The following is a 12,168-nucleotide window of genomic DNA, read 5'->3' as shown; positions in this document are numbered from 1 at the left end:
CGATCGCGTATCCCGATGGATCGATGGGCTCCAGCACCCGCGTCGTGCTGTCCAGCATCAGCCTTCTCGGCACGAACCCCGCTCCTCCCGGCGTGTACGAGACCGGACGAGCGCCACCGGGCACGGGCTCACGGAAGAAAGAGAAGACCAGCGGAAAAAACGCGGAAGCACCGCGATCTAGTCTTTGCCGGCAGAAGCCGAACAACGGGCTCATGACGGCACCCGCGGAACATCGTTGAACCCCTGAGCCATTCTTCCGGCGTGATGGATGCCGCACGACCCGACATTCAAGGAGAAAACATGTCACTACGCACGCGTGTCACATCCGCTCTCATCACGGTCGCTGCGATCTCGGCTACGGGCGCGTTCATGGCGACACCAGCCGGTGCCGATTCTTCCCGGCCGCTGGGAGCTTGTGCGCAACTTCGGGCAAGCGGATCGGGCTGGGCGGTGGTGGGCAACGACTGCGGCGGTGAGACGATCTGGGCTTCGGTCATCCTGAGCGATGGGACCAGCCCCGCGTGTGTCCGGCTCGCACCGTACGCCCCCGGCCGAGTTGTCACCTGGAAGGGCAGCGCTCGCGCCGAGGCCGCCAAAGACTGCGTCTGAGAGTCCGTGAACCACTCGGCCCGAACGTCGTCGTACGCCCAGGCCGCGGTGTCGTGGAACTCCTGCGCCGGCCGGAGCTGCCCGGCCCGGTCCCGGCAGTGGTCCCGGGCCACCGCAAGGCGGCTGATGACCTCCGGGTGCTGCTCGCCCAGCCGGCCGCTTCCCGCCTACCGCACCTGAAGGCGCCTGCGACCCGTCCGGGCCCGGCGCGGCGTTGCGGGCCCGGCGCGTGGTGAACCTCTGGCGTTGCTGAGCGTTCAGGCGACGTTGGTGTTCTGCATGGCGCTGATCCACCAGGTGCCGTCCTGCTTGACCGCCACCACCGTGCCGTGGTTGGCGAAGGCGCCCTGAGGGGTGGTGGTGTCCTGGCGAAGGTGGAGGATCGCGAGGTCGGGAGCCGGGGAGGAGATGCTCAGGATTTCGATGCGGGTCGTCCAGCCGGTGACGGGGCCGGCCAGCCGGGCCGTGTGGTAATCGAACAGGTTGCGCCAGCCACGCAGGATGGTGCCGTCGGGGACGATCACGACGGCGTCGTCGCTGAACGGTCCGTCGAGCACAGCGGCGTTCTTCTGGTTGAAGCCGGTCTCGATCTGGGCGATGAGCTGCTGGAGGTCCCGCGCGTCCCGCTCGGCGGCGAAGGGGGCGTACACGGTGGGGCGATCGGTCATGATGACGCACCTTCCCGGATGTCAGGCGTGGGCGAGGGCGGACAGGATGGCTTGTTCGGACGGGGCACCGCTGGTCGCGGGCCGGTCAGCGAACTGGAGGACGGGAACTCCACGGATTCCCGAGCGGCGGACCCGGTCGAGGTCGGCGCGGGTCCGTTCGGTTCCCTCGTCGCTCCATCGGACGCCGGCCTCGGCCGCGAGGCGCTGGAGCGTGCCGGGGTCGGCGACGTTGAGCTCGTCGGTGTGGTGAGCGTGGAAGAGGCGCTCGGCCATCTGCTCGCCCAGCCCTTGGCTGCTCGCGAGGGCGACGAGGCGGTGCGCCTGGAAGGTGTTGGAGAAGATCGCCTTGTCGTGCCGGAGGACCAGGCCCTCCTGCGCCCCCAGCTCGGTGATCTCGGCCACGGCCCGGGCGGGGTCGACGCCGAACGCCTTGCGCAGCACCTCCACTTTGAGCTCGCCCTCGGTGGTCGCCTCGGGGTCCAGCTGGAAGGGGTGGAAAACGACCTCCGCCCGTCCGCCCTCGGCGCGGAAGCGGGTCAGGGCCCGCTGGAGCCGGGTGAAGGCGAAGTAGGACCACACACAGGGGAAGTCGAAGGTGAAGCCGACCCTGACGCTCGTGCCGTTGTTGTTCATGTCCCGAACGGTAGGAGCGCGCCAGGCGGCACGGCCTCTGTCATGTGACTGGGTTCGGATGACCTGGGCGGGACAACCCGGTCACATGACAGAGGAGGCCCTGGCCTCGCCCCTCCTAACGTCGTCCTCATCACCCGACCTGACGAGGAGACACGAGATGCTGAACGTGGCGATCATCATTGGCAGCACCAGGGAAGGCCGGTTCGGGCCCGTCGTGGCCCGCTGGTTCGTCGAGCAGGCGAAGGCGAGCGGGAACGTCAGCCTCGACGTGATCGACCTGGCCGAGGTGGACCTGCCGCTGGCACTGCCGCCGAGCGTGCCTCCCGCGCCGCAGCTGACCGAGCTGTCGCGGCGGCTGCACGCGGCGGACGCCTTCGTGTTCGTGACGCCCGAGTACAACCGGAGCTTCCCCGCCTCGGTGAAGAATCTCATCGACTGGCACTACGCCGAATGGCAGGCCAAGCCGGTGGGTTTCGTCTCGTACGGTTCGATCTCGGGCGGCCAGCATGCGATCCAGGCGTTGCGTACGGTCTTCGCCGAGCTGCACGCGGTCACGATCAGGGAGACGATCAGCTTCGTCCACCCCTGGAACGCGTTCGACGAGGACGGCCGGCACCTCGACCCCGCCGGCCCGGAGCGGGCCGCCAAGGCGCTGCTGGACCGGCTCGGCTGGTGGGGGCGCGTGCTGAAGAGCGCCAGGGCCGAGCACCCGTACGGGAGCTGACCGGTGAAGGCGATCAGGCAGTACGCCTTCGGCGGGCCGGACGTGCTGGTCCATGAGGAGGTCCCCGAGCCGCGGCCCGGCCCGGGCCAGGTGCGCGTCAAGGTGGCGGCGGCCGGGGTGTCCCGGCTGGACCTGGCCGTGCGCGCCGGTGTCCATCCGTGGTCGCCCGCGTTGCCGATGGTCTCCGGCAGGGAGGTGGCGGGCGTGGTCGAGGCGCTCGGCGACGGTGTGGCGGCGCGCTGGCTGGGCCGCCGGGTCGTCACCTGCCTGGGGCTGGACAGCGGGGGCTATGCCGAGCTCGCCGTACGCGAGGTCGCCGCGGTGCACGAGATCGCTCCTGAGGTCTCGGACGAGGCGGCCGTGGCGGCCGTCGTGACCGGACGGGCCGCCGTCGCGGTCCTGGACGCGGCCCGCGTCACCGCCGGAGACGTGGTGTTGGTGCTCGGGGCCGCCGGCGGCGTCGGTGGCATGCTCGTGCAGGCCGCGAGCAACCTGGGCGCGACCGTCGTGGGCGTGGCGGGCGGCCCGGCCAGGTCCGCCGCCGCTCGCAGGCTCGGCGCGGCCGTGGCGGCGGATCACCGTCTGCCCGGCTGGGCCGGGCTCGTCGTGGAAGAGCTGGCGGGCCGCCCGGTGACCACGGTGCTCGACGGGGTGGGCGGGGAGCTCGGGCGCCAGGCCGTGGATCTGCTCGCCGACGGCGGCAGCGCCGTCGTCTTCGGCTGGGTGAGCGGACGGCCCACCGAGGTGTCCGCACGCGAGCTGTACGAACGCGGGCTCACCCTCCACGGCGCGCCGGGCCCGGCACCCGGCACCGGTGGGGTGCGCAGGCTTGAGGAGCGGGCGCTGGCCGCCGTGCGGGACGGCTTGATCACACCCACGGTCCGGCGCTTCCCCCTCGCGGACGCGGCGACCGCCCACACCGAGCTGGAATCCCGTGGCACGGTGGGCAAGGCCGTCCTGGTGCCCTGACTAAGCTCTTCGCATGATGCACGGGCGAGCTGCGGAAACTGCCATCGTCGACCGTGTGCTGGAGGCGGCACGTGGCGGCGGGAGCGGTGTGCTCGTCATCCGGGGCGAGGCGGGGATCGGCAAGACGGCACTGCTCGATCACGCCGTGGCGGCCGCCGCCGGTCTGCGCGTGATCCGGGGAGCCGGGATCGAGGCGGAGAGCGAGCTGCCCTTCGCCGGCCTGCACCTCCTCCTCACAGGGGTGCTCGACCGGGTCGGCACGCTGCCGGAGCGCCAGGCCCAGGCGCTGGGCGACGCACTGGGGCTGCCCACGGCCCGCCCTCGCCCGCACGCCCCTGGCGACGGTGACCGGTTCCTGGTCGGGATGGGGGTGCTCATGTTGCTCGCCGACCTGGCCGAGCAGGGCCCCGTCCTTTGCGTCGTCGATGACGCGCACTGGCTCGACACCGCGTCGGCCGAGGCCCTGCTGTTCGCGGCCAGGCGGCTGGGGGCCGAGGGCGTCGCCATGCTGTTCGCCGTACGCGAGACACATGCTCCGGCGTTCCCCGCGCCCGGCGTGCCCGAGCTGCGACTGTCCGGCCTGGATCCGGAGGCCGCGGCGCGCCTGCTCGCCGAGCAGGCGCGCGACCTGCCGGCGCACGTGCGCGACCAGATCCTCCACGAGGCCGACGGCAACCCGCTGGCCCTGCTGGAACTGCCGGCCGCGCAACGGGAGGGACAACTGGCCGCCGAGCCGTACGGCATGCGCGTCCCCTCCCCGCTCACCCGCGTCCAGGCCATGTTCGCCGACCGGATCGCCGCGCTGCCCGAGACCACCCGGACGCTGCTGCTGGTCGCCGCCGCGGAGGACGACGGCGATCCGGCGAGCGTGTTCGCCGCCGCCAGGCTGCTCGGCGCGGACGTCGCCGACCTGGAGCCCGCCGAGGAACGGCGACTGCTGGGCATGGCGGGTGACCGGCTGGTGTTCCGGCACCCGCTGATCAGGACCGCCGCCTATCGCGGCGCCACGGTCGCCAGGCGCCTGGCCGTCCATCGAGCGCTCGCGGAGGTGCTTGACGGGGACCGCCGAGCCTGGCATCTGGCCGCGGCGACCACCGGGCCCGACGAGCACGTCGCCGCGGAACTCGAACGCAGCGCGGAGGGCGCGCGCCGGCGCGGCGGGCACGCGGCGGTCGCCTCCGCCTACGAGCGCGCCGCCCGGCTCAGCGCCGATCCCGGAGAGCGCGGCCGCCGCCTGGCCGCCGCCGCACGGGCCGCAGCGGACGCCGGGCAGCACGACCGGGCGGCCGCCCTCGCCGACGACGCCTCCCACCTGGTCGCCGACCCGGTGACAGCAGCCCGGATCGCCAGGTTCAGGGCGGGCCTGGCCGACGAACGCAGCAGCGCCACCTCGGCACACCAGCTCCTGGCCGACGCGGCCGAAGCCGTCGCCGGGCCGTCCCCCTCACTGGCGAGCGGCCTGCTCCACTCGGCCGTCGAGACCGCGTGGACCGCCGGCGACTTCCCCGCGGTGCGGGCCGCGGCCGGACAGGCCCACCGGCTGGGGCTCCCCGACGCCGCCCGCATCGACGAGCTGGCCACCCACATCACCGCCCTCGCCGAGCCGGACGGCGGAGCGGCCGAGGGGGTGCTGGCCGTCCGCCTGCTGCTCGATCGCGATCTCGCGGCGGGGCCGTCCGGGCTGCGGCACGACGCCAGGATCGCCTGGTGGGAGCTGCTGCTCGGCGACTACGCCGCCGCCCACCGCAGGGCGGTGACCCTGGAGCGTGAAAGCAGGAGCCAGGGGGCCATCGGCATCCTGCCTCGCGCCCTGATGCTGCTCGCCCGCACCCAGCTCTGGCGTGGTGCGCATCGCGACGCCCGGATCAGCGCCACCGAGGGCGTTCGCATCGCCCAGGACACCGGCCAGAGCCACAACCTGGTCTTCCTCTGGGCGGTCCTCGCCCATCTCGCCGCGATCGAGGGCGACCAGGAGCGTTGCCGGGAGCTGACCACCGAGATGGCGGCCCACGGAGCCGCACCCAGCCACTCGCGCGCCTCGGCCATCACCGCCCTGCTCGACCTGGGCTCGGGCAGGCACGAGGCCGCGCTGGAGACCCTGTCGGCGACGGTGGCGAGCCCCAACAAGCTGGGCACCGTGCACAGCCTGCCCGACCTGGTCGAGGCAGCGGCGCGGGTCGGCCGGCCGGAGCTCGGACGCGACGCCGCCCGCCGCTACGCCGACTGGGCCGAGCGCTCCGGCCACTCCTGGGCCCAGGCGATCGCCGCCCGCTGCGCCGCTTTGATCGACGGTGACGAGGAAGCCTGGGCGCATGCCGTACGACTGGACGCGCGGGACGGCGGCCCGCCGTTCGAACGGGCCCGCACCGAGCTTCTGCACGGCGAATGGCTGCGCAGGCAACACCGCCGGATCGACGCCCGTGGCAGGCTGAGATCGGCGCTGGAGACCTTCGAACGGCTGGGCGCCCAGCCCTGGTCCGCCCGGGCCGCAGCCGAGCTCCGGGCCACCGGCGAGAGCCTGGCCGTACGCACCCAGGACACCGACCCTTTCGCCCGCCTCACCCCCCAAGAGCTCCAGGTCGTCCGGCTGGCCGCCGCGGGCATGACCAACAGGGACATCGGCGCCCAGCTCTTCCTCAGCCCGCGGACCGTCGGCTACCACCTTTACAACGCCTACCCCAAGCTCGGCGTCACCTCGCGCGGCGAACTGTCGTCGTTCTTGACCCGCACCTCGTAGGACACTTTCGCCCAGGCTCCGCCCTCGACGGCCCCGGTGAGAGCGGCCGCGGCGGCGCCATCCGCCGGCAACGCCACCTGCTTGGCTGGTCGTAGCGCGGCAATGCGTCGGGGTCGCCGAGCGCGTCCGCCTGATCCGGTCAGCTCACCTGCTCGCGGAATCGTGACCAGGTGGACCGCTGGGCGGGCTTCTTGAGCCGGTTGAACGTCGCTGTGCCGTCCGGCCCGGTAACGAGCAACCCCTCCATCCGGCCCGGCCCGGGCCGCCTCCTCCGGACCTTGTCCTGGCGTCGCCGCGTTGTGGGCGCCACGAAGGGGCTCCTACGATGGCGGCGTGCGATCAGCCGAGCCGGCCGGTGCCGGCGCCAACGCACCGCGATGGGACATCACCCTCCCGTCGCGTCGCCGTCCCGTCCGGTTGCCGGGGGTCGTGATGGCGGGATTCAGCGATCGCGCGAACGAGCTCCACGACATCGCGCTGGTCCCGCACCCCGCGGTCATGCTGCTGTTCGATCTCGGCGACGAGCCCTTCGTCGTCGAGGACGGCCGTGGTGCGCAGCAGCGCGAGCGCGTCGTCGCCGGGCTCGCGCCCCACAGGGCTCGCGGGCGGGGGCTGGCCAGAAGCTCCGAGTGCCTGCAGGTGCGGCTCTCGCCGATCGTGGCACACGCGGTCCTGGGCGCCTCCGCGGATCTGGGCGGGACGACGGCCACCCTCGATGATCTGTGGGGACGGGAGGCCGTACGAGTCCACGAGCGCTTGCGTGCCGCCCCTACGTGGGAGGAGCGCTTCGCGATCGCGCGGGCCGTGCTGGCCCGGCGGGACGGCACGGGCCGGGCCGTCGATCCGGAGGTCGCCTTCTGCTGGAGGCGGATGGTGGCCGGCCGAGGACGGGTACGCGTCGAACGGCTGGCCGCCGAGACCGGGTGGAGCCGCAAGCGCCTGTGGTCCCGGTTCTGCTCGCAGGTCGGCCTCACCCCCAAGCGCGCGGCCCGGCTGATCCGCTTCGACCACGCCGCCCACCGTCTCGCCGCCGGTCACGGCACCGCCTCGGTGGCGGCGGAGTGCGGCTACACCGACCAGTCCCACCTTCACCGGGACACCATGACCTTCGCCGGGATGACACCGGCCGCGGTCGCGGTCGCGCCGTTCCTCGCGCTCGACGATGTCGCCTGGCCTGCGGGGCACGGGGCCGGCACGTGAGCGATCGCCGCGGCCGGTCCCCGTGCCCGTCGCGCCGGGGACCACCGGGGACCGCCGGGGACCAACCGGCGGTCCCGGCCCGGCAGGCGGAGCGGGTCAGCCGCGCAGGAAGTCCAGCAGGTCGGCGTTGAACCTCTCCTTGTCGCCCGCCACCAGCGCGATGCCGTGCGAGCCGCCCTCGTACACCTTGTAGACGTTGTTCGGGATGATCTTTGAGGACTTGTCGGCGGACGCGGCGATCGGCACGACCTGGTCGTCGTCGCCGTGCACGATCAGGGTGGGGATGTCGAACTTCTTCAGGTCGGCGGTGAAGTCGGTGGCGGAGAAGGCGTCCACGCAGGCCACGCCGGCCTGGATGTTCTCGGCCATGGCCATCAGCCAGAAGGCGTCCTTGTTGCCCTGGGTCACCTTGTTGCCGGGCCGGTTGGCGCCGAAGAAGCCGTCGGCGGTGTCCTTCCAGAACTGGGAACGTTCGGTGAGGATGCCGGCCTTGAGGTTGTCGAACACCTCCTGCGGGGTGCCCTCGGGGTTGTCCGCGGTCTTGAGCATGAGCGGCGGCACCGCCGACAGCAGCACCGCCTTGCTCAGGCGGGAGGTGCCGTGCCGGCCGATGTAGCGGGCCAGCTCCCCGCCACCCATCGAGTGCGCCACCAGCGTGACATCGCGCAGGTCGAGAGCGTTGATGAGGTCGGCCAGGTCGTCGGCGAAGGTGTCGAAGTCGTAGCCGTCGAAGGGCTGGCTGGAGCGGCCGTGCCCGCGCCGGTCGTGCGCGATCGCCCTGAACCCGTTGTCGGCGACCGCCTTCATCTGGTCGTGCCAGGCGTCGGCGTTCAGCGGCCAGCCGTGGATGAAGATGACCGGCGGGCCGCTGCCCCAGTCGTAGAAGAAGATCTGCTCGTCGTCACGGGTGGTGATGTATGGCACCGTGAACCCCTTTCGAGGGCCGAAGGTTGGTGTCGATGGAACCCGCGGGCGCGGGCCGGCCACCTCGCCGCACCGGTGGAGACATCACGGCGGACGGACGGCGACGTGTCGCCCACGGCGGTAATTACCGCAGTTCACCGCCCGACTATGGCCAAGGCCCGGTCTGGGGCTCTTTGCCGGGACACCCGCCTTCGGCGGTGGTGGCGGAAGCGGCGCGGAGCTCGCTTCCGTCACCACGTCACGGGCTTGCTCGGGGTGTAGAGCCAGGCGGTGAAGAAGCCGGTCAGGTCCTGGCCGGAGATCTTCTCCGCGAGCGTGACGAACTCGTCGGTGTCGGCGAGGCCGTAGCGGTGGTCGGCCGCCCACGTCCGCAGCAGCCGGAAGAAGGGCTCGTCGCCGATCTTGACGCGCAGCGCCTGGAGCGTCATGCCGCCGCGGTTGTAGACGGCGGTGTCGAACATGGTGTCGCGCTGCGGATCGGCCACCTTCACCAGCCAGAACGAGTCCGGCCTGGTGGCGTACTGCCGGTCGAACCACGCCTGGACGCTCTCGCCGCCGGTGTGCTCGGTCCAGTAGTGCTGGGCGAAGGTGGCGAAGCCCTCGTTGAGCCAGATGTGCTGCCAGGTCCGTACCGAGACGCTGTCGCCGAACCACTGGTGGGACAGCTCGTGCGCGACCGTGGTCTCGCTGCGGACGGCGGAGTACAGCGGCTTGGTCTGGTTCTCCAGCGAGAAGCCGACGACGGGGGCGTTGTCCACGATCGCGCCCGTCTCCTCGAACGGGTAGCGGCCGAACAGCTCGCTCCAGTAGTCGGTGATGTCGGCGGTCTGCTGGAAGACGACCTCGGTGCCGGGCACGGTCGGGTCGGTGGCGACCCATTCGCGCAGGCCGGCCGGTGTCCTGCCCTCCCGCACGTCGAACGTGCCGATCGTGGCCGTCGCCAGGTACGACGCCATCGGGCGCAGCTCGTTCCACCAGAAGGTCGTCGTGTCGCCGCGGGTGACCCGCGCCGTCAGCACGCCGTTGGACGCGACGACGAGCCCCTTCGGCACGGTCACCGCGATGGAATAGGTCGCCTTGTCGCTCGGGTGGTCGTTGGAGGGGAACCACGTGCTGGCCGCGTTCGGCTCGCAGGCGACGAGCGCGCCGTCCTCGGTGGCGATCCACCCGTACGGCTGGCCGAACACGATCGGGCCGCCGAGCGGCTGCGGGATGCCGTCGTAGGTGACGCCCACGTCGAACAGGCTGTGTGACCGCAGGCCCGAGCGGGGCGTGACGACCAGTTCCTGGCCGTCGCGCGTGTACGTCGCCGGGAGGCCGTTGACCGTGACCGACCGCACGGTGAGCTGCTGGAAGTCCAGGTCGAAGCGGGACAGGTCCTGGGTGGCGCGGGCCAGCAGGTGCACCGTGCCCCTGAGCACCTTGGTGGCGGGGTCGTAGGCGAGGTCGAGGCTGTAGTGCTGGGCGTCGTACCCGCCGTTGCCCTCCAAGGGGAAGTACGGATCACCGACGCCGGGCGCGCCCGGCCGGAATCCGGGCGGCGCGGCCGAAGCGGAGGACGGGGCGGCGACGAGGGCCGCCGCCGCGACCATGCTGAGAGCGGCGGTCCAGCGAACGATCCGGGCAAGCACCATCGGGAGCCTCCGGGGGATGTGAGTCGATAGCCCGACAGTGAACGAAAAATCCGGGTGTGTCCGGACCCAAAGTTCACCCCCCGACGGACCGGCTCCCCGCCCGGATCCCCGCGGATCGTCACCCCGGCGAGGAGGCGCGCTCCGGTGCCCGGCCGGCCGCCGGCCGCACCGTGCCGCGACCGGCCGCCATCGCGACGATCGCCTGGCCGGCCGCGGCGACGCACATCAGAACGAGGGGTGCCCGCCAGCCGGAGCTGACGGTGTGGACCAGCCCGAAGACCACCGGGCCCGCGGCGGCCAGCAGGTAACCGATCGACTGCGCCATCGCTGACAACGCGCCCGCCCCGGTCGCGTCCTGGGCGCGCAGGCTGAGGAAGGCCAGCGCGAGCACCAGGCACGCTCCGCCGCCCAGCCCGAGGACCACGCTCCACACCCACGCCCATCCCGGCGCCACCAGAAGCCCCAGGTAGCCGGCGAGCACGACCACCGAGCTCGCCGCCGCCACCGCCCGCTGGTCACGCGACCCCCGCAGCACGGCGGGCGCTGCCAGGCTGGTCAACACCGCGACCGCCTGGAACACGAACAGCAGCCATCCCGCCGCGGCCGCGCTCACCCCGCTGTCCTGGAACACCTGGGGCAACCACGTCACGACGACGTAGAAGCCCATCGACTGCAACCCCATGAACGCCGTGACCGCCCACGCCAGCGCCGATCCCCACGGCAGCCGGTGCCCGCGCGCCGCCTCCGGAGCCGGCCGCGCGGCCCGTAGCTGCGGGAGCCACAACACGACGGCCACCAGCGCGAGGACGATCCAGCAACCCAACGCGGTGGACCAACCGCCCGGCGCGACCTGGCTGATCGGCACCGCCACCCCGGAGGCCACCGCGGCGACAGCGCCCATGACCGTGACGTACGCGCTGGTCAGCAGCCCTACCTTGGTGGGGAAGTCGCGCTTGATCAGGCTCGGCAGCAGCACGTTGCCCACGGCGACGCCCGCCCCGATCAGCACGGTTCCCGCGAACAGCCCGGCGACCGTCGGCGCCCACCGGACCGCGATCCCGAGGGTCAGCACCACGAGCGCGCCCCAGAGGAGCCGCTCGGGGCCCCACCGCGCCGCCAGCCGCGGAACCACCGGAGACATCACCGCGAACGCCAGCAAGGGCAGCGTGCTCAGCAGACCGGCCACGGCCGGAGCCAGCCCCAGATCGGCCTGTACACGATCCAGCAACGGCCCCACCCCGGTCAGGCTCGGCCGGAGGTTCGCCGCCACCACCAGCAGCCCCCACACCAGGAGCGCCTGGCCGGAACGCCCTGTCGATCGCTCTGAAGCCGACGAGAACGGGATGAAACGCTCCTTCGACATGAAGCCGCCTCTCCTGCATAATACGGAATAAGGAATCCGGATTCCGTATAGAAGTCTAGGCATTGGAGCGTTCGGGATGTCAACTCCGCAGAGGCGCCGCAGGACACGTACCGACGCCGAGCGCAATCGGGATCGGGTCCTGGAGGCTGCTCGCGCGTTGTTCGCCGAGTCCGGGCACGACGTGCAGATGTCGGAGGTCGCGCGGGCGGCGGGCGTCGGCATCGGGACCCTCTACCGCAAGTTCCCGACCCGGGAGGCCCTGATCGAGGCCATCGCCGAGCACCGGGCCGCCGACCTCGTCGTCGCGGCGCGCCGCCTCGCCGACGCCGACGCCGATTCCGACGCCGATTCCGACGATCAGGCTCAGGGCCTGACCGGGTTCCTGTACCACGTGGGCGAGGTGCTGGCCGGGGATCGCGGCATGTCCGAGGTGATCGGGACGGTCATGGGCTCGGCCGAGCCGCGGGGGGAGACCCGCGAGGCGCTGCTCGCCGTCATCGCGGAGCTGATCGACCGGGCGCGGGCGCGCGGCGCGGTCGGGCAGGACGTGACGGCCGGGGACGTCAACATGGTCATCTGCGGCCTGGCGGCGGTCATCCGCAACGCCGCGGGCGATTGGCGGCGGTATGTCGAGGTCACCCTCGATGGCCTCCGCCCCCGCTGACCGGCTGACCGGCGCCCCGCCGGGGGCGGGCCGAAGCCGGAGG

10 protein-coding genes are annotated in these 12,168 nt (G+C 72.4%); 5 read left to right on the top strand and 5 right to left on the bottom strand.

Annotated elements, in window-relative coordinates; genetic code table 11:
• Positions 1 to 866: 866 nt before the first annotated feature.
• Together AB0H75_RS41515 and AB0H75_RS41510 are read right to left on the bottom strand one after the other, a co-directional pair.
• Positions 867 to 1,277, bottom strand: coding sequence for an SgcJ/EcaC family oxidoreductase (locus AB0H75_RS41515; protein ID WP_367805840.1), 411 nt, complete (start codon positions 1,275 to 1,277; stop codon positions 867 to 869).
• A 21-nt stretch (positions 1,278 to 1,298) separates the two neighbouring features.
• The gene (locus AB0H75_RS41510; RefSeq protein WP_367805838.1) at positions 1,299 to 1,910 is read right to left on the bottom strand and encodes a DsbA family oxidoreductase; all 612 of its coding nucleotides are present in this window, start codon (positions 1,908 to 1,910) and stop codon (positions 1,299 to 1,301) included.
• A gap of 157 nt (positions 1,911 to 2,067) precedes the next feature.
• Between AB0H75_RS41510 and AB0H75_RS41505 the strand changes: the two genes are divergently transcribed.
• From AB0H75_RS41505 to AB0H75_RS41490, 4 genes are all read left to right on the top strand, one after another.
• Positions 2,068 to 2,634, top strand: coding sequence for an NADPH-dependent FMN reductase (locus AB0H75_RS41505; protein ID WP_367805836.1), 567 nt, complete (start codon positions 2,068 to 2,070; stop codon positions 2,632 to 2,634).
• 3 nt (positions 2,635 to 2,637) lie between these two features.
• Positions 2,638 to 3,603 carry a zinc-binding dehydrogenase gene (locus tag AB0H75_RS41500; protein WP_367805834.1) on the top strand — a complete coding sequence of 322 codons (966 nt, stop codon included), beginning with the start codon at positions 2,638 to 2,640 and terminating at the stop codon, positions 3,601 to 3,603.
• Between the two features lie 13 nt (positions 3,604 to 3,616).
• Complete coding sequence (locus AB0H75_RS41495) at positions 3,617 to 6,340, top strand: AAA family ATPase (RefSeq protein ID WP_367805832.1); 2,724 nt, start codon at positions 3,617 to 3,619, stop codon at positions 6,338 to 6,340.
• A gap of 333 nt (positions 6,341 to 6,673) precedes the next feature.
• Positions 6,674 to 7,540, top strand: a complete 867-nt coding sequence (locus AB0H75_RS41490; RefSeq protein ID WP_367805830.1) for a helix-turn-helix domain-containing protein — start codon at positions 6,674 to 6,676, stop codon at positions 7,538 to 7,540.
• A gap of 96 nt (positions 7,541 to 7,636) precedes the next feature.
• Here AB0H75_RS41490 and AB0H75_RS41485 read toward each other — a convergent pair whose 3' ends face one another.
• From AB0H75_RS41485 to AB0H75_RS41475, 3 genes are all read right to left on the bottom strand, one after another.
• Complete coding sequence (locus AB0H75_RS41485; protein ID WP_367805828.1) at positions 7,637 to 8,464, bottom strand: alpha/beta fold hydrolase; 828 nt, start codon at positions 8,462 to 8,464, stop codon at positions 7,637 to 7,639.
• A 230-nt stretch (positions 8,465 to 8,694) separates the two neighbouring features.
• Positions 8,695 to 10,098, bottom strand: coding sequence for a M1 family metallopeptidase (locus AB0H75_RS41480; protein WP_367805826.1), 1,404 nt, complete (start codon positions 10,096 to 10,098; stop codon positions 8,695 to 8,697).
• Positions 10,099 to 10,216: 118 nt separating this feature from the next.
• Positions 10,217 to 11,461, bottom strand: coding sequence for a CynX/NimT family MFS transporter (locus AB0H75_RS41475; protein WP_367805824.1), 1,245 nt, complete (start codon positions 11,459 to 11,461; stop codon positions 10,217 to 10,219).
• A 76-nt stretch (positions 11,462 to 11,537) separates the two neighbouring features.
• On the opposite strand from AB0H75_RS41475, the gene AB0H75_RS41470 reads away from it, so the two are divergent.
• A complete protein-coding gene (locus AB0H75_RS41470) occupies positions 11,538 to 12,125 on the top strand; it encodes a TetR/AcrR family transcriptional regulator (RefSeq protein ID WP_367805822.1) in 588 nt (195 codons plus the stop codon).
• Positions 12,126 to 12,168 lie beyond the last annotated feature (43 nt).

Origin of the sequence: Nonomuraea sp. NPDC050783 (genome assembly GCF_040802095.1) — a bacterium.
Classification (GTDB): domain Bacteria; phylum Actinomycetota; class Actinomycetes; order Streptosporangiales; family Streptosporangiaceae; genus Nonomuraea.
Note: the sequence above shows the minus strand (reverse complement) of the source record. Positions and strands in the feature narration are given on the sequence as shown.